The 22,761-nt window shown below is 50.5% G+C and carries 20 protein-coding genes, 1 pseudogene and 1 other annotated feature; of the genes and pseudogenes, 8 read left to right on the top strand and 13 right to left on the bottom strand.

Translation table 11 applies throughout. The features are described 5' to 3' along the window. Window positions 1-47: 47 nt before the first annotated feature. The gene (gene dacD / locus AC3RPL_RS06745) at window positions 48-1,214 is read right to left on the bottom strand and encodes a serine-type D-Ala-D-Ala carboxypeptidase DacD (protein WP_490739402.1); all 1,167 of its coding nucleotides are present in this window, start codon (window positions 1,212-1,214) and stop codon (window positions 48-50) included. Between the two features lie 268 nt (window positions 1,215-1,482). On the opposite strand from dacD, the gene AC3RPL_RS06740 reads away from it, so the two are divergent. Further along, on the top strand, window positions 1,483-2,631 hold the full coding sequence (locus AC3RPL_RS06740; RefSeq protein WP_490739401.1) for an acyltransferase family protein: 1,149 nt from the start codon (window positions 1,483-1,485) through the stop codon (window positions 2,629-2,631). Between the two features lie 161 nt (window positions 2,632-2,792). Here AC3RPL_RS06740 and AC3RPL_RS06735 read toward each other — a convergent pair whose 3' ends face one another. Both AC3RPL_RS06735 and AC3RPL_RS06730 read right to left on the bottom strand, forming a co-directional pair. Then, complete coding sequence (locus AC3RPL_RS06735) at window positions 2,793-3,752, bottom strand: glycosyltransferase domain-containing protein (protein WP_490739400.1); 960 nt, start codon at window positions 3,750-3,752, stop codon at window positions 2,793-2,795. A gap of 1,167 nt (window positions 3,753-4,919) precedes the next feature. Further along, window positions 4,920-5,030: pseudogene (locus AC3RPL_RS06730) on the bottom strand (hypothetical protein); the annotation flags it as partial. A 109-nt stretch (window positions 5,031-5,139) separates the two neighbouring features. Between AC3RPL_RS06730 and sbcB the strand changes: the two are divergent. Next, complete coding sequence (gene sbcB, locus AC3RPL_RS06725; RefSeq protein WP_490739399.1) at window positions 5,140-6,567, top strand: exodeoxyribonuclease I; 1,428 nt, start codon at window positions 5,140-5,142, stop codon at window positions 6,565-6,567. 62 nt (window positions 6,568-6,629) lie between these two features. Here sbcB and AC3RPL_RS06720 read toward each other — a convergent pair whose 3' ends face one another. Then, window positions 6,630-7,997: an APC family permease gene (locus tag AC3RPL_RS06720; RefSeq protein WP_490739398.1), complete on the bottom strand. Its 1,368-nt coding sequence runs from the start codon at window positions 7,995-7,997 to the stop codon at window positions 6,630-6,632. On the opposite strand from AC3RPL_RS06720, the gene AC3RPL_RS06715 reads away from it, so the two are divergent. Further along, a complete protein-coding gene (locus AC3RPL_RS06715) occupies window positions 7,996-8,385 on the top strand; it encodes a hypothetical protein (RefSeq protein WP_490739397.1) in 390 nt (129 codons plus the stop codon). The genes AC3RPL_RS06720 and AC3RPL_RS06715 overlap by 2 nt on opposite strands. Window positions 8,386-8,407: 22 nt before the next feature. Here AC3RPL_RS06715 and AC3RPL_RS06710 read toward each other — a convergent pair whose 3' ends face one another. Next, window positions 8,408-9,823 (bottom strand): glutamine synthetase family protein, encoded by a 1,416-nt coding sequence (locus AC3RPL_RS06710; RefSeq protein ID WP_490739396.1) that lies wholly within the window; start codon window positions 9,821-9,823, stop codon window positions 8,408-8,410. A gap of 225 nt (window positions 9,824-10,048) precedes the next feature. Between AC3RPL_RS06710 and puuD the strand changes: the two genes are divergently transcribed. Genes puuD through AC3RPL_RS06695 form a run of 3 tightly spaced genes read left to right on the top strand, consistent with a single transcriptional unit; the run spans window position 10,049 to window position 12,672 of the window. Further along, the gene (gene puuD, locus AC3RPL_RS06705; RefSeq protein WP_490739395.1) at window positions 10,049-10,813 is read left to right on the top strand and encodes a gamma-glutamyl-gamma-aminobutyrate hydrolase; all 765 of its coding nucleotides are present in this window, start codon (window positions 10,049-10,051) and stop codon (window positions 10,811-10,813) included. Next, entirely contained in the window at window positions 10,810-11,367 is a 558-nt protein-coding gene (gene puuR, locus AC3RPL_RS06700) for an HTH-type transcriptional regulator PuuR (protein WP_034937682.1), read from the top strand. The genes puuD and puuR overlap by 4 nt, the downstream gene beginning before the upstream one ends. A 27-nt stretch (window positions 11,368-11,394) precedes the next feature. Beyond that, entirely contained in the window at window positions 11,395-12,672 is a 1,278-nt protein-coding gene (locus tag AC3RPL_RS06695) for an NAD(P)/FAD-dependent oxidoreductase (protein ID WP_490739394.1), read from the top strand. A gap of 38 nt (window positions 12,673-12,710) precedes the next feature. On the opposite strand, the gene AC3RPL_RS06690 is transcribed toward AC3RPL_RS06695, so the two are convergent. The 8 genes from AC3RPL_RS06690 to AC3RPL_RS06655 form a co-directional block, all read right to left on the bottom strand. Next, entirely contained in the window at window positions 12,711-14,963 is a 2,253-nt protein-coding gene (locus AC3RPL_RS06690; RefSeq protein ID WP_490739393.1) for a hypothetical protein, read from the bottom strand. A 3-nt stretch (window positions 14,964-14,966) separates the two neighbouring features. Continuing rightward, the gene (locus AC3RPL_RS06685; protein WP_490739392.1) at window positions 14,967-15,773 is read right to left on the bottom strand and encodes a glycosyltransferase family 2 protein; all 807 of its coding nucleotides are present in this window, start codon (window positions 15,771-15,773) and stop codon (window positions 14,967-14,969) included. A 12-nt stretch (window positions 15,774-15,785) separates the two neighbouring features. Continuing rightward, entirely contained in the window at window positions 15,786-16,142 is a 357-nt protein-coding gene (locus AC3RPL_RS06680) for a DMT family transporter (RefSeq protein WP_034937697.1), read from the bottom strand. Then, complete coding sequence (locus AC3RPL_RS06675) at window positions 16,139-16,963, bottom strand: sugar phosphate isomerase/epimerase family protein (RefSeq protein WP_490739391.1); 825 nt, start codon at window positions 16,961-16,963, stop codon at window positions 16,139-16,141. The genes AC3RPL_RS06680 and AC3RPL_RS06675 overlap by 4 nt, the downstream gene beginning before the upstream one ends. 6 nt (window positions 16,964-16,969) lie before the next feature. Then, the gene (locus AC3RPL_RS06670) at window positions 16,970-17,740 is read right to left on the bottom strand and encodes an NAD-dependent epimerase/dehydratase family protein (protein WP_490739390.1); all 771 of its coding nucleotides are present in this window, start codon (window positions 17,738-17,740) and stop codon (window positions 16,970-16,972) included. Window positions 17,741-17,754: 14 nt separating this feature from the next. Beyond that, the gene (locus AC3RPL_RS06665) at window positions 17,755-18,756 is read right to left on the bottom strand and encodes a glycosyltransferase (protein WP_490739389.1); all 1,002 of its coding nucleotides are present in this window, start codon (window positions 18,754-18,756) and stop codon (window positions 17,755-17,757) included. 4 nt (window positions 18,757-18,760) lie between these two features. Then, complete coding sequence (locus AC3RPL_RS06660; protein WP_490739388.1) at window positions 18,761-19,885, bottom strand: FAD-dependent oxidoreductase; 1,125 nt, start codon at window positions 19,883-19,885, stop codon at window positions 18,761-18,763. A gap of 754 nt (window positions 19,886-20,639) precedes the next feature. Then, window positions 20,640-21,464: an SDR family oxidoreductase gene (locus tag AC3RPL_RS06655; protein WP_490739387.1), complete on the bottom strand. Its 825-nt coding sequence runs from the start codon at window positions 21,462-21,464 to the stop codon at window positions 20,640-20,642. 179 nt (window positions 21,465-21,643) lie between these two features. Between AC3RPL_RS06655 and hisL the strand changes: the two genes are divergently transcribed. Both hisL and hisG read left to right on the top strand, forming a co-directional pair. Then, on the top strand, window positions 21,644-21,691 hold the full coding sequence (gene hisL / locus AC3RPL_RS06650) for a his operon leader peptide (RefSeq protein WP_100396937.1): 48 nt from the start codon (window positions 21,644-21,646) through the stop codon (window positions 21,689-21,691). Next, window positions 21,667-21,788 (top strand) — a sequence feature (His leader region). Its footprint overlaps the gene before it by 25 nt. Window positions 21,789-21,858: 70 nt before the next feature. Beyond that, window positions 21,859-22,758: an ATP phosphoribosyltransferase gene (hisG, locus tag AC3RPL_RS06645; protein ID WP_034937716.1), complete on the top strand. Its 900-nt coding sequence runs from the start codon at window positions 21,859-21,861 to the stop codon at window positions 22,756-22,758. The last annotated feature ends 3 nt before the right edge of the window (window positions 22,759-22,761 follow it).

The following is a 22,761-nucleotide window of genomic DNA, read 5'->3' as shown; positions in this document are numbered from 1 at the left end:
GTCATCCGTTCAGCACGCAAAGGCGACCCGTACGGGCCGCCGACCGCTTAAAATTTCCGGCTGAAGTAGTCTTTAATCCGGGTGATGATCCCTGCCTGTGCCACCTCATTCAGGGTGACCAGCGGATAAGAAGCCACCGGCTTATCGCCGTCAACCAGCTGGATGGTCCCGACCTGCTGATGCAGCTTCAGCGGGGCCTGCAAATCTTTACTGTCGATAACGTACTTCGCTTTGATCCTTTTCACCGCGTCACGCGGCAGTGCCAGGTAGACATCTTTATCACTGCCCACCGCCACCTGATGGGGATTGCCATACCAGACGTTTTCATGGCCTATCTCTTTGCCGGCATGGAACAGCTGAATAGTGTCGAAATTATTCTGCCCCCATACCAGCAGCTTACGCGCCTGCTCTTCACGACCTTTGGCGCTTTTTCCGCCCATGATCACCGCGATCAGACGACGCTGTCCATCAACGCTGGAGGCAATAATGTTAAAACCGGCCGTTTCCGTATGCCCGGTTTTCAGTCCATCAACGTGCAGCGTTTTATCCCACAGCAGGCCGTTACGATTCTGCTGAGTGATACCGTTCCAGGTCAGGGATTTCTCACTGTACATCTGATAGAAGTCAGGCTCGCCGTAGATAATCGCCCTGGAAAGTTTTGCCAGATCGCCCGCTGAGCTGTACTGACCGGGCGCATCCAGTCCGTGTACCGTTTCGAAATGGGTATTAGTCAGTCCCAGTTTCTGCACATACTGGTTCATCTGCTGCACAAAGGCTGACTGGCTGCCGGCAACATAATCTGCCAGCGCCACGCAGGCATCGTTGCCGGAATCGATGATTACGCCACGGCTGAGATCACGTACCGATACCTTTTCTCCCGGTTTAAGAAACATCAGCGACGAACCCTGGAATTCCGCATTGCCCGCGGCCCAGGCGTCTTTATCGACCGTCACTATGTCATCCCTGGTGATGCGTTTGCTGTCGATAGCCCTGTCCACCACATATCCGGTCATCAGCTTGGTCAGGCTGGCCGGGTTACGACGTTCATCCGCGTTGCCCTGCGTCAATACCTGCCCGGTGGTGGCATCCATCAGTACCCAGGAAGCGGCATCAATCGCCGGTGGCGTGAGGGGAAAAGCGAATGGATTTGGCTCGGCCTGCGCGGCGGCGGCGACCAGAAAAAGACTGATAGTGACAAACTGGCACTTCTTCAACGGAAAACCCTCAATAATCGGCTGTAGTAAAAAACAGTCTGTTGTACGGGATCCCGTAATAAATTGGGTGAGTAAATTGCAAGAAAATATTAATTTTCAGCCGATTAGCGCCTCTGACATGCTGATTCTTTATCTGTTGCCATGTCAACCTGTCAGCGGGGTCGTGCCAGGGATAATCCGATAAATTTTACTTCCGGAACATAATGGCTTGCCAATTGTTACAACTATTTTACCCTTTATCTGCAAAACACTAACTTAAGGGTTAAATATGTCTTCTTCGAGGGGTTGGTCCACCGAACTGGAAGGGCTGCGCGGTATTGCATCGCTCTGGGTGCTGGTAGGCCACATCAGCTTGCTGACTCACTGTCATATCACGCTGATTTCCTCACCGGGTATCGGTGTTGATCTTTTTATTCTGCTATCCGGCTACCTGATGGCGAAAAACTACGTCGAACGTCAGCATAAAGAACCCTGGCAAAGCGCCAGTACTATCAGGAAATTCTGGACACGCCGCTTTTTTCGTATTGCCCCGCTCTACTATTTACTGCTGATCGTGGCGATGATTTATGGTCCGTGGTTTGGCGAAATGCGCGATACCATCGCTCAGTTTTATGCCGGAACCTCAACCGAAAGTTCACGTTACAGCGATCAATCGCTGGCAAACATCCTGACACATTTCAGTTTTCTGTTTGGAATGCTGCCCGCCTGGAGTTTCAACACGGTGCTGCCTGACTGGAGCATTGGTCTGGAGATGCAGTTCTATCTGCTGTTCCCGTTTATCATGCTGGCAGTGATGCGCTTTGGCTATGCCACCGCCCTGATTAGCATTATTGCCCTGTGCTGCGTGGGACGTTATCTGCTGGCGGATTATTATCTGGCTTTCGAAATGCCCTCAATGATCCTGATTAAACTCAATATGTTTATTTCCGGAATGCTACTGGCGGAAGCGGTGCGGCGCAAAGCGTTGCGCTATGTCGCCTTCGCCCTGCTCGGCCCGGTGGCGAGTGTGATTATTGGACCACAGCCGATCCCGCTGCAAATTGTGATGGAAGTGTTGATGATTTTGGCTATGGCGGCCATTCTCTGGCAGCACGTTGAGGGAAGTGTAACCGCACGCCTGATTGCCGTACCGCGCAGCCTGCTGAATAACCGCCTCAGTACCTGGCTTGGTGACGTGTCATTCTCCGTTTATCTGCTCCATCTGCTGATCGTGATCCCTTGCATTGCCCTGCTGCTGCGCCATACCGGCCTGGCGAGCAGCAGCGATATCCTGCGTTTTGCAGCAGTCTGCGCGATTAGCATCCCGGTAACCTATGCGCTGGCGGCCCTGCTGTTTAAATTCGTGGAGAAACCGGGAATTTTACTGGGTAAGAAGGTGCTGTCTTCATCATCTGCGCAGCGAGACCTGGCAAGCTGAACAAGGATCGGGACAGACAAAATCGGGGCTCGCCCCGACGGCTAACTGATAAGCCCGGTATGGGCTTATTTTAATGGCTTAACAGGGCCCGAATCAGATTCATAATCGGGCACCTGACTGATAACATCGGGAAAATTAGCGGAGCTGATTCCGCCCGACTGCTATTTCCATTTCCGATCTTCCCGCCAGCCAAAACTCAGATAGTGTTGAACCGCGTCCACCCCGGCAGCGGCCACATCGGGATTTAGCTGGTAATATCTTTCCTGGGTAAATCCTTCTGGTGCTCTTTTGGGTAAATACTTCTCTTTTATTTCGGCGTAATCATCCACCAGCTGACGAACTTTGTTGTCGAGAGAGAGTTGCAGATTTTTTGCCTGCTCCATTTTTTCAAAAAGTGTCATCCCCCCCAACAAGCCTGGCGACCATAGTCTTTTGCTGACGTCTCTTTTTTTAAAGATCGGCCACTGATGATATGTTGAAGAGTAATTATCAATCTCAATGGGGTTTATGCTAACGCCGGTTTCTGCCTCGGCGTAATTAAGTGAAAGCTGATCGCGTCGGCTGTATCTCAAAACCTGCCTGTGCCAGCTCTCCATTAAATCGATCACATCACTTTTCATATGATTTCGGACCAGTATTGCTGACCAGTAGGGTTTTAATTTCAGCACTTCACTGTGGGTTATCTGATAATGATTCATCTGTTCGAAAATCCGTGCGGAATCATCCAGCCCGCCTCTGGCAACTTCAAGGAACTCTTCATATACATGGTCCCGAAAGGAGTGCGCAGGCACAGAGATATCACTGTTCTCACAGAAAGTATTAATGATTTCCGCAGGGTTACGCTTCAGGCAGATGGTATTATCGATATACAGTGAACGCTCAAATTGGGGCACAAAACGGTGAGGTAATATTTTCAACATACGCTGACTGCGTACCCTGTCCATCGGGAATGCTGGTTTCACCACACGAATCTCCCACGTTTTACTGGTCAGGGTTGGGTCGTCGGTAAAACAAACTTTTGCCAGGCTGCCTGCGGCAATTTCAGATGGTAATTCGTTTAACTCTTCGTAGCCACCGAGTATAACCGTATATAAGCACATGCTACTTTTTTGATTCTGCATTGCAACCACCCTCTGATTTTTTAAGCAAAAATGCATTAATAAGATACTAAAAACAAGCTTTAAAAAGCGTTTTAATTATCTTATTCATTCTCTGTTTATATTTAACAGGAAATAATGCAAGATTTAACACCATAGCAATAGCCAATATCTTAAATCAGGTATTTTTATTTACACCGGCGGATAAAAAACCTAAACCCTAAAATAATAAATGGCATTAATATAAATATGAAAAATGTATTAAACATCTTCCGTCAGATAAACTTCATTAATTAATAATGGAACTAAAATTTGCATTAAAATAGCCATCAGAAAGAATTAACGTTACGCCAGCGACAGTTGCTGACCGTCTGCGTTCAGATAACACGTAACAGCAATTCTGTATCATTACCGCACTGGGCCGGAACTGATTTACGTAATCAGACGGCAACAGAGCCCCGACAGGATTTGAATCGCTACTTCAGGATTTTTGCGTAATGCAGCCGGATTGTTTATATTTACCGCAGTTTTTTTCGACAGTTCTGGTACTGCCATTGACGGCAATCAACAACGTTAATTAATAACGAACGGAGCACGGAAGCATGGCGCGTAATATAGCCCACGGATATTGTGTGGTGAATCGGCCCGGCCCGCTGGATGTACGCTTTCAACAGAGGTAAATATGACCATCTGATTTCGCTTTTCCTGAAAAAACATGAGTTCCCTCCCCCATATTCTTTTTATCATATGGTTGGTTTTTTTGGCGCATACCAGGCGTGCAGATTTTTCATTAATTTTAGTAAAAATAAGCGCATATATTTCTTCAGCCGTGATAATCCTGCTTACTCATTTTTTAGTGAAAATGAAATCACTGTGAGTCGTTGGATGTTATATCTGTCAAGGATGTGGATGTTTACTGGGATATGCTATTTTATAACCGGCGTGGCTGTGTTGATTTTGTATATCATCAGATGAAGTACAGGATGAGTATTACCCAAATTTAACAGCCCACTCTGTGGGCTGCTTCCTGCATTAGATTAATTATCCAGCGCTGTATCAGGCATCGACAGACACACATCAATAAATACCCTCAGCCATCTGAAATTTTATCCGGATTATGCCCTCTGGCAGCTTATGCAGCAGCTGATTACAGAACGCACCGGTACAGGCGGTTGCCTGATTCCTGTCAGTCACCCCACCTGGTGTTATCCTCGTCCCCGCAGCGCCGGAATCTGTTATTTCCGGTGCGCCAGAATATGGTTTACCATAGAAAGAACGCTGCCTGGTGTCGCTGACAGCCATGATAATATTTTGTGCTCACCCTGTACTCAATGTGCCACGTACAATAAGCAGGGGTGAAAAACCAGGTAGAACAACAACATAAACTAACCATCGTGGGCAATTGAATACAGTGAAAGACCAGCAAACAGAGCCAACCTTCCTCTTCCACGATTATGAAACTTTTGGTCAGAGCCCGTCGCTGGACCGTCCTGCCCAGTTCGCTGCCGTGCGTACTGACATGGATTTTAACGTCATCGGTGAACCGGAAGTCTTTTACTGTCAGCCCGCGGATGACTATCTGCCGCAGCCAGAGGCGGTGATGATTACCGGGATCACGCCGCAGGAAGCCCTTGCGAAAGGGACAAATGAGGCGGCATTCACCCGCCGGATCCACCAAATTTTTACCCAGCCGGGCACCTGTATTGTGGGCTATAACAACGTGCGTTTTGACGATGAAGTCACCCGTAATCTGTTATATCGCAACTTTTACGACCCCTACGGCTGGAGCTGGCAACAGGGTAACAGCCGCTGGGACCTGCTGGATGTGATGCGTGCCTGCTATGCGTTGCGTCCCGAAGGAATTGAGTGGCCGGAAAATGATGATGGCTTTCCCAGCTTTCGTCTGGAGCATCTGACCCAGGCGAACGGCGTGGCGCATCAAAACGCCCACGATGCGATGTCCGACGTCTGGGCCACCATTGCCATGGCAAAGCGGGTAAAAGAGCAACAACCCCGCCTGTATGAGTTTCTGTTCAGCCATCGTAACAAACAGAAAATCATGCAGCTTATCGATATCCCGCAGATGAAACCTCTGGTGCATATCTCCGGTATGTTCGGCGCATTTCGGGGTAACACCAGCTGGATAGCGCCGCTGGCGTGGCATCCGGTCAATAAAAATGCATTAATCACCTGCGATCTGGCGGGCGATCTTACACCGTTACTGGAACTGGATGCCGACAGGCTGCGTGAGCGCCTTTATACCCGCAGGGATCAGCTGGGGGATGCTTCTCCGGTCCCACTCAAGCTGGTCCATATCAATAAATGCCCGGTACTGGCTCCGGGCAACACCCTGCGCCCGCAGGACGCAGAACGGCTGGGCATTGAGCGCCAGCGCTGCCTCGATAACCTTACCCTGTTACGTCAGCACCCGGAAATCCGCGAGAAAGTGGTGGAGTTGTTTGCAGGTGCGGAGCCTTTTGTGTCGTCAGACAACGTCGATGCTCAACTTTATGACGGTTTTTTCAGCGACGCTGACCGCACTGCAATGAATATTATTCAGCAAACTGCGCCCGAGCATTTACCGGCGCTCGATTTAACCTTCAATGACCCGCGGATCGCAAAGCTGCTTTTCCGTTATCGCGCGCGTAATTTTCCCGGTACGTTGGATGAAGCTGAACAGCATCGCTGGTTACAGCATCGCCGCGACGCACTCAGCCCGCAACGGGTACAGGATTATCTGCAACAGCTGGAAATGCTCTTTACGCAGTATGAAGGGGATAAAGTGAAAATGAATCAGTTGAAGGCGCTTTTTGAGTACGCCCGCGAACTGGTGTCCTGAGACAGACAACCCGCCATCCACAGAAAGGTGATCCCCGGGGATGGCGGTTAAGGTAAACGGCGTTACATCGGCTCTTCAGAACACTGTGGCACCGGATTACGGAAGCTGCGGGTAACAAAAGCCAGATAAATCAGGCCAATCGCAGCCCACACCAGGCCAAGGATCATTGAGCTTTCCTCAAGATTGACCCACAGTGCCCCGACCGTCAGCGCGCCACAGAGTGGCAGCAGCAGAAAGTTGATGTTATCTTTCAACGTCTTGTTACGACCTTCGCGGATCCAGAATTGTGAAATAACCGACAGGTTCACAAAGAAGAAAGCCACCAGCGCGCCAAAGTTGATCAGCGCCGTGGCGGTGACCAGATCGAAGGTGATAGCGCTGAGCGCAATCGCCCCCACCAGCAGCACATTGAGTGCTGGCGTGCGCCATTTCGGATGAATGTAGCCGAAGAAGCGCTCCGGAAAGACACCATCACGGCCCATGACATACATCAGACGCGACACACCGGCGTGAGCCGCCATACCGGAAGCCAGCACGGTGACGCAGGAGAAAATCAGAATGCCAAACTGGAAGGCCTTGCCCGCCACGTAAAGCATGATCTCCGGCTGGGATGCATCCGGATCTTTGAAGCGGGAAATATCCGGGAAATAGAGTTGCAGGAAATAGGAGACCACCACAAAAATCACCCCACCAATTAGCGCAGTGAGGAAGATGGCCTTTGGAATCACCCGACCGGCGTCTTTTGTTTCTTCAGACAGTGAACTGATACCGTCAAAACCCAGGAACGAGAAGCAGAGGATGGTGGCTCCGGTGATCATCGGCACCACATGGGCATTGTCAGACCAGAATGGCTTGCTGCTGACCAGCGTCCCGGCACCTTCACCGTGGGCGACGCCATAAATCACCATCGCCATAATCACCACCATCACCACCACCTGCAACACCACAATCACACTGTTGAAATTGGCGACGGTTTTAATGCCTTTCAGGTTGGATAAGGTCATAAAACCAACCAGCAGCAGCACAAAGATCCATGACGGAATGCCCGGAACCAGCGCTTCAAAATAGATCTTAGCCAGCAGAATATTGATCATCGGCATAAACAGGTAGTCGAGCAGCGATGACCAGCCCACCATAAAACCGACGTGCGGACTGATGGCTTTCTGAGCATAGGTATAGGCCGAGCCGGCAGAGGGGAAGCGGCGAACCAGCTTGCCATAGCTCAGTGCAGTAAACAGGATCGCGATCAGCGCGAAAGCATAAGCGGTGGCCACGTGACCATCGGTCAGGCCGGATACGATGCCGAAAGTATCAAACAGGGTCATTGGCTGCATATAGGCCAGCCCCATCATCACTACGGGGAGCAACGTCAGCGATTTTTTCAACTGCGCACGCGGCGCGGCAGCGGATGACTGAGGATTAAGCGACATGATTCAGCCTCCCTTGAGCTTCAACCTTTGTCGGTTGAATCACAGGGAAACTTCGCGTCAGGCGACTGTTTTTCTTTATTTTATTAATGGACAGACAGGCGGGGATGAAAGTGAAAGCCGCTGTCGCGCCGTAATCGTCACGCAGATGCTTTCCGGCCGCTGCCGGAGTAATGAAATGCTGTCCCATCTTTTATTCCTCAACAAGACACAAGTGTGTGTGTTTAACGTGAATGGCTATGTGCTGCCCGGTCATGCCGGCTACAAAAAAATAACCGACGCAATCAATAAGCGTCGGTTACGGATATTTTGCAGGGGGCACATTCTGCCCCACCGACAGGCAGGAAGACAAGCGCTTAAGCCAGCCAGGCGCAATTTCTTTGCTGACTGAAGGTGCAACGGGCGCGGTTTTTTCAGGCGTTCTTCAGCATCCAGTCTATTTCCGTGGCGGTGATCAACCGCTCAAAATGCATCAGTTCATGGTGCTTACAGCTGTGCCAGACAAAACCGAAACGCTCTCCCAGCAATTTTTGCAGCGGGTAGCTTTGTTCAAACTCATAAAGCGCATCACTCTGGCGGGTGGGAAGCGGATTGCCCTCCACCTCGTGACCATTCCCCTGAACCGCAGGCGGCAACGGCAACTGGTTGTCCAGACCATGGATGATGCCCGCCAGCACCGCAGCCACCACCAGATAAGGGTTAGCGTCGGCTCCCGCCACGCGATACTCCACGCGGTGATTGTCGCTATCGCCACAGGGGATACGCAACGCCACGGTGCGGTTGTTATGGCCCCACGACGCCTGTAACGGTACAAAGGCATCCGGCAGAAAACGGCGGAAGGCGTTGACGTTGGGTGCCAGCAACGCCATTGAGGCAGGCATCAGGTCAATCATTCCGGCCAGCGCCCGCTTCAGCAGCGGGGAGTTGCTGCCGTCATCATTAATAAAGGCGTTATGGTCGGCGGCATCGAGCATACTGACGTGAATATGCATCCCACTACCGGCGTACTCCTCATATGGTTTTGCCATAAAGGTGGCATTCATGCCGTGCTTTTCCGCCACCTGACGTACCAGCCGCTTCAGTTGCACCGCATGGTCGCAGGCACTGAGTACGTTTTGCGTGTGATGCAGATTGATTTCAAATTGTCCGGGGGACGCCTCGGCCAGCGCGCCATCTGCCGGGATGCCCTGCTCTCTTGCCAGTTCATCGATCTCATTAAGCACCGCCGAGAAGTGGTCAAGATTATCAACGGAGTAAACCTGGCTCTGCATATTACGCTGGTCACTTCCCGGTGTGCAGGGTGGCTGAATATAGCCTTCCGCATCACGCTGCTTGTCCACCAGATAGAACTCCAGCTCTACCGCTACCACCGGAAACAGTCCTCTGTTGCGCAACTGCTGCCAGAGGCGATTCAGTACATTCCGGGGTTCAGCGTCAAAGGGAGTTCCATCCTGATTGCGCATGGTGAGCAGCACCTGCGCAAGATACTGCGGATCAGCGGCGGAAGGAATAAGAGTCCCTTCTACGGGAAGACAGATGTTATCCGGTTCACCCAGCGCCTGGCCCAGGCCGGCTTCTTCCACCGTATTGCCGAGGATATCCATCGCAAAGACGGAGGCAGGGAAATAACAGCCTTTTTCCAGTTTAAGGAGATTAGAGACAGGGATGCGTTTACCGCGAAAGACACCATTCAGATCGTTAAGGAGGATATCGACATGCTGCGTTTCAGGATGGCGTTCCAGATAAGCGTTAACTTCATGCTGGAACGCGCTGGTTCGTTTCTCTTCACTGTGCCTCGTGAAATCTTCCACTTCGACAAGATTAGTCATCGTCTCACCCGCTTCGTTTAGTTATCAGTCATGCTCAAAATAACAGCCACTCGTCTAACATAGCGCTAACACAAAAAGTGTGCAAATGTTACATGAGTCTTTATTTTGCCAGTAAATCCGTTTAAATATTGCTCTGTCAAGGTTAAGATTGACATTACTTTGCACAGCACAGTACCGGCAGCACCTTTTCCTGGTTGATATATTGAACAAAACGGGGGACGCGGCATGGAGACTCTTGTAAGCAAGCCATTGATAGGCGTGATGATGTGCCAGATAAACTATCAGGGTCATCCCACGCTGACGGTACACAATAAATACGTTGACGCGATATTGCAGGCCGGGGGCATACCTGTTGCCCTTCCCCACGGCCTGATGTCAGCAGCCGGGCTGCTGGACAACGCACTGGACCGGCTGGACGGAATTTTACTCACCGGCAGTCCGAGCAATATTGAACCCCATCATTACGGTGAAAGCGGTGATGAAGCCTATGCCGACCCTGGCCGCGACAGCCTGGCATTTGCACTGATCGATGCGGTGACGGCCAGAAAAATGCCTTTACTGGCTATCTGCCGGGGTTTGCAGGAGCTGGTGGTGGCCACCGGCGGCACGCTTCATCGTCAGCTGCATCTGCTGGGAAATTATCAGGAGCATCGTGAAGACGATACATTGCCACTCGACCAGCAGTACGCACCCTGTCACGAAGTATGGATCGAAGCGGGCGGTCTGTTGTCTGAGCTGGTTGGAGACAGTGAGCAATTTTGGGTCAATTCGCTGCATCAGCAGGGGATCCGCATGCCCGGGCCACCTCTGCGCGTCGAGGCACGGGCTGCCGATGGCCTGATTGAGGCCGTCAGCCTGCGGCAACATCCTTTTGCGCTGGCGGTGCAGTGGCACCCGGAATGGCAAAGTGAGACATCGGCGTTGTCACGCAGGCTGTTTGATGGATTTATTCACGCCTGCGGGCGTTATCAAAAGGAAACCGGGCTATGAACGAAGGCAGTCTGGCTCCCGGACGTCGTTTATCAGAAATCCGGCAGCAGATGGGATTGTCACAGCGGCGCGTCGCAGAGCTTTCCGGGTTGACGCACAGTGCTATCAGCACCATTGAGCAGGACAAAGTCAGTCCGGCGGTCAGTACCTTACAGAAGCTGTTAAAAGTTTACGGCCTTTCGCTGTCGGAATTTTTTTCTGAGCCGGTGAAGGCTAAAACACCCAAGGTGGTGATTGATGAACAGGATCTGATTGATATTGGTAGTCAGGGCGTGTCGTTGCGGCTGATCCACAACGGCAATCCACAGCGTACGCTGGCTATGCTACTGGAAACCTATGAGCCAGGCGCCACCACCGGCGAAAAAATCCGTCATCAGGGCGAAGAGACAGGCACCCTGCTGGAGGGACAAATCACCCTGACCATAGGGGGGCAGAGTTTTCACCTGCATGCCGGACAAAGCTACGTCATTGATACCGGCAATCCTCACAGTTTTACCAATTCTTCGGCGCAGCGATGCCGGATTATCAGCGCACATACGCCGGCCACCTTATGAACCGGCGCTAATCACCAGGAGGGAGTTATGGATCACGTGAAGAGTTACTATGCCGCAACCGCAAATCCTCACGCTCCCTGGCCGCAGCTGGTCAACGATATCCAGTGTGATGTCTGCATTATTGGCGGCGGCTTTACCGGCCTTTCATCGGCGCTGTTTCTGACCGAAGCCGGATACGATGTGGTGGTGCTGGAAGCGGCTAAAGTCGGCTTTGGTGCCAGCGGCAGGAATGGCGGCCAGGTGGTCAACTCCTACAGCCGTGATGTGGATGTCATTGAGCAACGCTATGGTCAGGAGAGCGCCCGACTGCTTGGCAGCATGATGTTCGAGGGGGCATCGGTTATCCGCGACCGGATTGAGCGCTATGCCATCAATTGTGACTATCGTTCCGGCGGCATCTTCGCCGCACTGAATCAACGGCAGCTGCAACATCTGAAAGCACAGCGCAAAAGCTGGCAACACTATGGCAATCACGAACTCGAAATCCTCGATCAGGCCGCCATTAAGCGGGAAATTGCCAGCGAACGTTATGTGGGCGGACTGCTGGATCATCGTGGTGGACATCTGCATCCACTGAATCTGGCGCTGGGAGAGGCAGAGGCTATCCGTCGCCACGGTGGCCGTATTTATGAGCAGTCTGAAGTCACCGCCGTTAATTACGGACGCCCGCATCGCATCACCACCGCTCGCGGCTCCGTCACTGCAAAATTTGTTATCTTTGCCGGAAATGCTTACCTCGCTCCCCACCTCGAGCCAAGGCTGTCGCGCATGAGCATCCCCTGTGGCTCGCAGATTGTCACCAGCGAACCCCTCAGCGCCGATCAGGCGCTGGCGCTGCTCCCCAACAATCGCTGCGTTGAGGACTGCAACTATCTGCTGGACTATTTCCGTCTGACCGCAGACAACCGGCTGCTGTATGGCGGCGGGGTGATTTACGGCGGACGCGAACCACAGGATATCGAGTCATTAATCAGGCCAAAGCTGTTGAAAACCTTCCCCCAGCTGGCGGGGATCAAATTTGACTTTACCTGGAGCGGCAATTTCCTGCTGACGCTTTCACGGATGCCACAGATTGGCAGACTGGAGAATGAGGTGTTTTATATTCAGGGCGACAGCGGTCATGGTGTCACCTTTACTCATCTGGCAGGAAAACTGGTGGCAGAGGCGTTAAAAGGCAATCCACAGCGTTTTGACGCTTTTACCCGACTTCCTCATCTGCCCTTCCCCGGCGGCCGTCGGCTCCGCGTCCCGCTGACCGCAATGGGCGCCGCATGGTATTCGCTTCGCGACAGACTAGGCCGGTGAAAAACGGCAGCCCGCTGAAGAGGGCTGCCTGTGTTTCATTAATAGTGGTAGTTAATGCTGTCACAGCGGTAGAGTTTTTTATCCTTCAGCGCCACCAGACTCAGCACGTTATTACTGGCTTTGGCCGGCAAAGAGAACAAGACTTTATAGCCAGCGTTCAGTAAGGATTTCTCTTTTAAACTCTCCGCGACATCCCCCCGCGCCACCATTTGTGTGGTAATAAAATACGCCTCTCCCTTAGCATCTGTTCCACGAATAAAAACCCGGTCAGGAGAAGACAAAGCTGGCGAGGTGAGTGCCAGCCAGCCCTGTATCGATATTTCAGACTCGCCGTTCTCAGTGGACACTTTCGCCGAGTCGATCACACCTGTGCACTGGTTTACGCTGACTTCGCTGTCGTATTGCAGATGGTTTAACTTTTCCCCTGCCGAGGGTTCAATGTTTATTCCCTTCAGCGGGACTTCACCCCAGGCATAACTGAAATCGCTGGCAAAATAGTCATCTGAAGAAACGGTAAATTTGATTTTCCTTACCCTCTCTCCGTGATATGGAAACGCATCTAAATGCGGTGAGGCCACTACGCCGCTGACGGAGTTCAGGATATTCAGGCGATAACTCTTCTCCTCACCGTTTGCCATCAGATAGTGCACGTAGAGCACACCTCCGCGATAAAAGGTATTTTGTAACCGGGCAAGTGCGGTCAGTTTAAACACCGGGAAAATTTTGACCAGGCCGTCCGCACTGTCAGGGATGGTGATCCACTGGCCGAAAGCGGCACGGTGGTTCTCTTCAGCAGGCGGCTGGAAAGTCCGGGTATCCGCATTGCGTTGCAGTAACATCACCGGCTTGTTATTAACATAGAAACTCTTCACCACATGATAATTAAGCATCACAGCGGTGCTGGTTAGCGGATCTTCATTGAGCGCATATTTATGATCAAAACCCTCAAAGCTGTTGCAGTTCTGACCCGGGCAGAATGTCGAGGCGTGCCATAATACAAAGTCTGGCTTGTCGTCACTCTCGAAAAATGCCTGATTTAATTTATCCAGCTTCGGAGTGAGCGTCATAAAATTCTGGAAAAGAGGTCGGTGATGATAATTCAACCTATTAGCCAGCAGGAACTCATTATTATACGGATAAACATCAACAGACTTTGCACCAATCAGATTAGTAACATCGTCTGGCAACAGATAGTCATGATATTTTTGTGCAGCCCTTGCCTCCGGTGAGACTAAAAAATCTTCATGGGTAAAAAATGGAACCGCAGGTAAATAACCGGAAACGATGGGCACGCTTGATATGTAAATCAGAGAACATATTGTTATCGCAAACACGCCGCGCCACAGTTTTTTGTAGTGAAAGCAAATCACCATCACCATGACGGAAACGGGCATAATAAAATAACCCGGATAATGATCGGCACGCCCAAAGCCTAATTTAACCATAGCCAACAGCAAAATATTAAAACTTAATACCATTGCCGGGTAATTCAGGATTAAGAATATATTGGTTACCAGGAAAATGACAAATATAGCCAGCCAGACATCTTTCCCCAACACATTATCTAATGTCATATCAACAGCATTACCAAAACTGAGCTGGGAGTTGATAATGGCATAATCTTTTATACTGTGGAGATGATGAAAAATTGACAGACCAAAAACCAGGTAGGCTGACAACGCAAACAGAGAGAAAAGGCACAGCGCTTTTATTTTTCTGTCAAAAACCGCACGGGAAAAAAGATACGCACCGAGAGTCAGCACTGCGGTCATTCCGTAAACAAATCTGACGTAAAACAACATTCCCGCAATAACAGCGAGTAACACCACCGTTGCCGGACTTAACACGCCTTTGCGTACGCATTCATACCAGGCCACCACCAGGAAAAGCGTGAGCATAAAAAAGTTTGTCGGAATGATTATCTGATAAAGATAGAGAAAAACCACCGCGACAAAGGGAATCCATGCAGAAAAGTATGCCAATAATCTGATCAAATAAAACCAGAACAGCGAGGCTACCAGACTCATAAATACCAGCGAAATCCAGTATGAAAATTCGCTGTACTGCGCCACGGTCCCACCGGTTATCCAGAACAGTGGGCCATAACTGAAAAGAAAATCCTGTTGCCCCTGAAACATATGGTTGGTCATATTCATCCATTGTTCCAGGGTCTGAAGCGTACTGCCATTAAATTGTGCAGGATGCAGATAGGCAAACATCACGCCAAAAATAATGGCAAACAGTTTAAAATCTGACATTTTATTATCAGAATGAATGATTGGTTGCGACATGATTTACTGTCCTTTCGGATTGTATTTACCCAGGCAGGCAGAAAGCAATGTCTCTAACACCGCATAATTCCCTCTGAAACTACTTATTTTAGTCGGCACTTCCCCTTTAGGATATTTCCGCACCGTGGCTAACTCAGCACAGCGATATCCCAGTTTCGGCACCCGGTAGGAGAGATAAGCGAGTAATTCATAGCTGTTAAAGATATTCCGAAAAGGAGCAACCCTGGCATCAGCTAACATTTTACTGCTGTAGGCGCGGAAGCCTTGCGTGGTGTCAGTCCAGTGGAATCCCGACGCGACAGAGAGTAATGGCGCATGGATGCCGCGAATAGCCAGATAACGTGACACAGGTGTATTTTCTGCCACGCCGCCTTTAATAAATCGTGAGCCCTGCACAAAATCATAGCCCTGTTGCAGCGCATCGATTAAACGAGGTATCGCCTCAGGATCGTCTTTATCGTTGCCATCAATGGTCACGATGCCTTCATAGCCCTGCTCAAGTGCAAAAGCATAAGCACAGCGCAGCTGTGCGCTTAATTTACCCGCACCGGTTTTAACCAGCAGTGTACGGACATGGTTATTTTTTAATTTTTCTTCTGCCAGAGAACCATCGTTACTGCCACCGTCAATAATAATCACATCAGCAAGAGAGGAAATATTAATCGCGGTCATACGGCTTAACAGGTTGGTAATTCTTTCGCCTTCGTTGATAACAGGAATAACAACACAATATGCATGTTTTTTGTCCTGACAAAACGTGACCTGATAATCAGGCACCTGCCAGCTTTTATCGGAGATAACTCTTTCCATTTTTTTAATGCCTTATTTCACTTTGGTTGTTATTAAAATAACTCCGACAATCACCAATGCTATTCCCGCTGCCGTGGTCCAGTAGAACGGTTCACGAAAGATCAGGAATGAGAGCAGAGCCACGCAGGCCACGGCACCCGATGTCAGAACCGGATGGGCGACGTTCAGGGGTAAAAAGGCGAGCGAGGCAGCATATAAAACAAATGCCATGCCATACAGGCCCAAGCCTAGCCAGAAAGGCCAGTTATGTAATGCCGCCAGCGGCTCAGTCAGCGATGGGAATTTTCTCGGTGGCGTCATGGCGAGCTTAATCAACACGCTGGCAGAACCATTTGAGGCAATACCTAATATCAGGATCAGCCACTTCATCTGATGGCTGCGTAGTGCGTGGTGACAAACGCCAGTGCCTTTTCAATCGCTTGCAGATGAGGCTGTTGTTCCGTCGCCAGCATTTCGATAGTGGCATAGTCAGAGGACAAATAACGACTGATTGCCTGACTGAAACCAGGGTGGTCGCCCTCGCCCATACCCGCAGGCACCAGGCCAGGTTCGCTGATATGAATGTGACCAATCAGTTGATGATACTGCGCCAGCAGCGCCAGAGGATTTTCATTATTAATCGTCACCGCACCGGTATCAAATTGCATACGGATCGCAGGATGATTAACGGCCATCACCACCTCAGCGGTTTCATGGGTGGTGGTCATAAAATTCGCACCATAACAGACAGGGTTGGGTTCCAGACAAATGATGACGGAATATTTGCTGGCGATATCGCCCAGAGCACGAAAGAAATCAATAGCCGTGGTTGCTACCTGCTGATCGGAGAGATTTTTTCTGTCGCGGTTTTTCGGTGAACCAAACACCAGCCGTGTGGCACCCAGGCCCGCAGCGATGCGGCAGACTGCCTCAAGATGAGTGAGCATACGCTGACGGACATCAGCCGCGTCAAACAGATTAAGCCCCTGTGTGCCAAAAAGTAGCGACTGCATGCCGACAATGGATATTCCCCGCTCGCGCCACCAGCCACTCACCGTCTTTATTTGCTCATCAGTCGCGTTGACGACATCAGGAAAATATTTGCCCGGTGCAATATCAATCGCATCACACTGGTACTGATTGAGCAGCGCGGCAACCTGATTATCTTCAGAGACATCCCAGGCTATATTCGAAAAAGATAATTTTGTCACCTGTCGTTATCCCTTTTTACTTTCCGACTGCGCGTAGGCTCTTACCGCCATTAATGTTTCACGCTTGCTGTACTGATAGTGTTCATATTTATCAGCGAATAAACAGGCATAGCGACTTTGCATGTTGTAATCAGCCGGTTTGCGGTCCAGCTGCGTGGTACACGTCATGCCAAATCCGGCTTTGGCGATTTCTGCAACGGAGACCGGCTCAGCAGTCAGGTGCAGCAGTTTCAGCTGATTGCTTAATGCAATTTCGATGTCATACCAAAGATTTATCATCGGATAGAACTGAAAGGTACTTCGACTTTCAATCTGTTCGACATTGTTATTATTGTGGAAGTCGAAAATGATATTTTTTCGCAGACCAGGCCCCACCAGACCAGGCAGTCTGACAATCAGTGACTGCGGAAAATGCGCTTCCACGAATTTTTCCAGCTCACGACGGTGTAAACCGTAAGGTTGTAACTGCGCCTCATCGACCGGACTCTGCTCATCAATGTTTTGCGGGTTGTTAAAAACATCCACGGTGCTGATCAAGATAAATTGTTTGCAGCTGACGGTTTTAATTTTTTCAATCAGCGAATCGATACAGGCACGATCGTTTTCAGGCTGTTTATTAGCCAGCCATTTCTGTCCGGGCGCACCGGCACAAACCACGGTATCGAAAGACTGACCACAAATATCAGCAATATTTGTTGAGCGGAATAATGCCTGAAACGCTTTTTGTCTCAGCAGGGTTGAACCAACAAAACCATTAAATCCAATTAAAGCATCCATTCAACACTCCGAAATCAATTGTCGCGACCCGTTTGCACCCAGTTATTTTCTGGCGAAACGGCATCACTTAATACATTGACACGATCGGCATTCAGCATCACATCGCTGTGACGTTCATATACCACCGCATATTCGCTCTGAGCACTGCTTTCATCCAGCAGCCGTCCCAGGTACTCGCCAAAAAAGGCCATCATGATGAACTGCAGGTTAAACAGTAGCGACATGAAGAAAACCAGTGTCGTCCATCCCTCAACAACGTGACCATCCAGTAAATGAATGAGCACACTGTAAGTGGCAAAAATAAATGCGGCCAGACTGCCGCAAAAACCAATACCGGACATCCAGCGTAAAGGCTTCGATGAATTAAATACCATCAGACGCAGCAGACGCCGGATCGTTTTTAACATTCCCATCCCCTCCGCTTCACGAAGCGGAACGTAGGCGTAAATACCTACGGGATAGCCTGTTTTCTGAATACGTAAATAGAACTGGTGATGAAAACGTCCGACGCGGGTGACCGCATTGACCGCCCGACGGCTGAGGCAACGCATGGCGGTAGAATTTTCCGGCAAATCATAACCTATCGCGCGCAGCGCCTTGTTTACCACCATACGCATGAAACGGTATGAGAGCGATTTGGTGCGCGTTGTCACCCCAATTACCAAATCCTTGCCGCTGCGACACTGACTGACCATCTCCGGGATAGCCTCCAGCGGATCGGCACAGGGATTCCACAGCACGACAAAATCACCAATCGCATTCTCAAGACCGGCAGCCAGCGCAACATCGATGCTGACTTCGGTTGAAAGATGGATGATACGCACACCTGGGATGTTTTTCAGCACGGCATCTTCAGCCTGCGCGCTGGTGGAATGGATCCCCGCCGCGATAATCACTATTTCATAGTCGCTGTAATGGTGGTCGAGAACCTGATACACCTGCAACAGGGTCGGATGTAAATCCTGTAAAGCAGACTGAACTACAATCACAACTGATACAAAAGATTCACTTTTCATCACGTTAATTCAACCTTATCACCCGCTCAATTTCCGCAAGGGCATCATAGATGTTGTCTATTTTCCCCCCCATGATGCAGTGAAGGCCCTGCAATCCATGGTTGGCGCGGAACAAAATTGGCCGTGAATCATCGGAGTCACTGCGGGGTAACAGCGTCTTCACTTCCCAGATGGACTTTTTATACTGGCACTCACCTAACAAAGGGATGTAGCGCTGGGCATCGGCAATCATGTATCGCCACGCGGTGCTTTTACGGGCTGTGTCATATTTCTGCCCGGCATCATGGTAAGGGGCGTTGGTCTGGTCTTCCCATTGATAGTGAGGCGTGTAGCGCACATGGCTGAAGGAATGACAGCCTGTTGACGGAAAAGGCATCACCGAAAAAAAAGGCCCACACATCACGGTAAATCCCATTTTTTTCAGTTCATCCGGCACGTCAACCAGGCACATTTCTGTCATTTCATGTCGAAACGGGATGAGTTCGATGGCTGAAGCGTCAAGCAGGTAATTAATGCGGGAATAGGTGCAGTTAAAGAGATGATCGGCATAAACCTCCTCCTCTTCATTGCCTCTTGCCACCGTGACGACCAGACCTGCACCCCGCTGCGTGACTCTCTTTACCGCAGCTTCATTAACCACATTAACCCTGGCTGCCTGTAAACGTTCCAACATCGTGTCACGCAGCTTATGGGAATTGAATGCGTATTCTGTCGTGCTGAAAGCCGCGTCAATCAGCGCCGGATTAACCAGCCGCTGAACTTTTGCTGGCGCATTTTCACAATAAGCACCAATACGGCCACAAAACTGTCTGAACTGTGCTGCACTGACCTTCCCCAGATGACTGGAGATGAGATAATACTTCTCGAAATCACTGTCTACGCAGTCTCTGAATTCATTAACAAACTGAGGGAAAGAAATCCGCGATCTCAGCGCAGTGAGAACACTTCGGGGATAATGGTAACCATTATGGACGCGCGCCTGGTTAACATATGACGCTCTCGACATTAATGACTTCGCCATCTCATATAAGGTGACGTGACATCCTTTTAATGCCAGCTGTTCTGCAATATAAAGACCAAAAAAGCCCCCTCCTGCAATAACAATGTTGGGATGTTTACTTACAGACATTGTTCAGAACTCTGTGTGTCAAAATTAATAACCGGAATATGTTTCAAAAAATTGCTTGCCAGAGGCAGTATAATCGCTGTGATTTGAAAAGAGAATGTAAAGAAATGAAACATGCCAGAAACAGACACAGCAAAATGCACAATTTATTGATTTTCATGTAGTTAAAATATTAAAACACTGTTGCAAACCGCAAGGAAAAATACCCGCCGGGCCGATTCCCTTTACAAAGCGATAAATGGCAGTACGGCGGTGATTTTCCCGGCGTGTACAGGTAGCTGAATTGCATCGTTCACTAATGGCGGGCTGACTTTTTATCCCCCGCCCTCAATGCTCAAACACGCCGATCGGTAGCCGGTTTTACTGGTAAAATGGAATGCAGGTTTGAGGATAGCGGTTTCTGCCACCGCGCATTTATCGATACCGCGCAGCAGACCGGGACTTTCAGGTCTGGAAATAAAACAGCCAAAGTATGGTGCCTGGCATTGAAAGAAGAAAAGTAAATCAACTGTTATTTACCAACGGGTAATATTCAGATTAACGATAATGACACCTCGCACATTCCCCGGAATAAATAATAACGACATGTTACTTATAACTTGCCACATCAGGCGTATTCAGGTGCGGGCAGTGGTGAACCCAATGAAAGCAGCACCGGGAGTGGGCTGATATTAATGCCCGCCATCCCGGTCACCGCGCCCGCAGCGCAGACAGGGGGTCACCGGCAGGCATGTCAGCCGGGTGACAGCATGACTTATTACTGTAACGGCATCCTGGCGGGATCGGGATGCTGGTATTCAAACCCCAGCTCCCGACAAATTTTGCTGCCGTCGATGATTTTTCCCCTGCTGGTCTGATCTTCAGCAACAAAGGTGGGAGCTGCGAGGCCCAGCTGACGGGCAACAGCGGGGTAAAACTTATTGCGGGCAGGATGTTCTGCCGCGCTGAGATTGTAAATATGCCCGCCCTTTGGCGTCTGTAACAACAAGGTAATAGCTTCGGTGACATCATCCAGATGCACCAGATTTACCCCATGGCTGCCCTCAGTCAGGTCAGTTTTTCCGGCCAGAAAGCGCCCCGGATGACGTCCCGGCCCCACCAGCCCGGAGAGGCGCAGGATATCCACCGACGTTCCCGGCAGTTGATGCAGCCAGGTTTCCAGTTCCTTCAGCGTCTTACCGGCTGCGGTAACCGGCTCAAGCGGGCTGCTCTCTTTCATTACCCCACCATTGCCATAAACAGAGGTAGAGCTGGTAAAAATAATGCGGGGGATACCATAAGCCAGCGCGCTGTCAACGATTTGCTGGACTGCCAGCAGATAAGCTTCCCCGCCCTGCGCCGTTCGACTGGCCGGTAAGGTAATCACCAGCGCATCGGCTTTTAACAGCGCTTCCAGCTCATCCACCTCACAAATCAGTTCCGGCGTCAGTCGCAGGCAGTAACTTTCCACGCCGCACATTCTCGCGGCCTCCACGCCGTCGGCGGTGGTTTTAGTGCCAGCCACCTGCCAGCCACGCGCCATCAGAGACATGGCCAGCGGCATCCCCAGCCAGCCTAAACCCACTATCGCAACTCTTTTCATCCTGTAACTCCTGTGACCATCCGTACCGATAACCGCCAAACTACGCCAGCCATTATTCGGTGACAATCAGCAGATGATGAGAGAATCTTTCAACGTTGACAAAAAAACGTTGCACGCGGCCTGCAATCTGGTTAGGTTAGTCGTCACGATATGAATACTCATTCATCCAGGATTATTTTATGACTCGCGTTCAGTTCAACCACCATCATCACCATCACCCTGACTAGTCTTTCAGGCGATGTGTGCTGGAAGACATTCAGGATCTTCCAGTGGTGCAGAACGCAACAGAAGCCCCCGGAAGATCATCTTCCGGGGGCTTTTTTTTGGGACACTTTCAGCCCGTATGGATGAACTGCAAGGCAGAACTGGTTACAGGAAAAGAGGATAATGACCGATGTTAGATAACACCCGTTTACGCATAGCTATGCAAAAATCTGGCCGTTTAAGCGATGATTCACGCGAAATGCTGGCCCGCTGCGGTATCAAAATTAATCTGCAACAACAGCGTCTGATTGCCTTCGCCGAGAACATGCCGATTGATATCCTGCGGGTGCGTGATGACGATATTCCCGGACTGGTGATGGATGGCGTGGTTGATCTGGGCATCATCGGTGAGAACGTGCTGGAGGAAGAGCTGCTGACCCGCCGTGCTCAGGGAGAAGACCCACGTTATTTCACGCTTCGTCGTCTTGATTTCGGCGGCTGCCGCCTGTCGCTGGCGATGCCGGTGGATGATGAATATAGCGGACCACAATGTTTACAAAACGCCCGTATCGCCACCTCTTATCCTCACCTGCTGAAGAAGTATCTTGACAAACAGGGCGTGGCTTTCAGGTCGTGTCTGCTGAACGGTTCTGTTGAAGTGGCTCCCCGTGCCGGTCTGGCCGATGCGATTTGTGACCTGGTATCGACCGGCGCAACGCTTGAGGCAAATGGTCTGCGTGAAGTCGAAGTGATTTACCGTTCCAAAGCCTGCCTTATCCAGCGCGATGGTGAAATGCCCGCAGCGAAACAGGAACTGATTGACAAGCTGATGACCCGTATTCAGGGGGTGATTCAGGCGCGTGAGTCGAAATACATCATGCTGCACGCGCCGAGCGAGTGTCTGGAAGAGATTATCTCTCTGCTACCGGGTGCCGAACGTCCTACCGTGCTGCCGCTGGCTGGGGACAAGAGCCGGGTGGCGATGCACATGGTCAGCAGCGAAACGCTGTTCTGGGAAACCATGGAAAAACTGAAAACGCTGGGTGCCAGCTCCATTCTGGTGCTGCCGATTGAGAAGATGATGGAGTAAATG

The organism is Erwinia papayae, from assembly GCF_058241465.1.
Note: the sequence above shows the minus strand (reverse complement) of the source record. Positions and strands in the feature narration are given on the sequence as shown.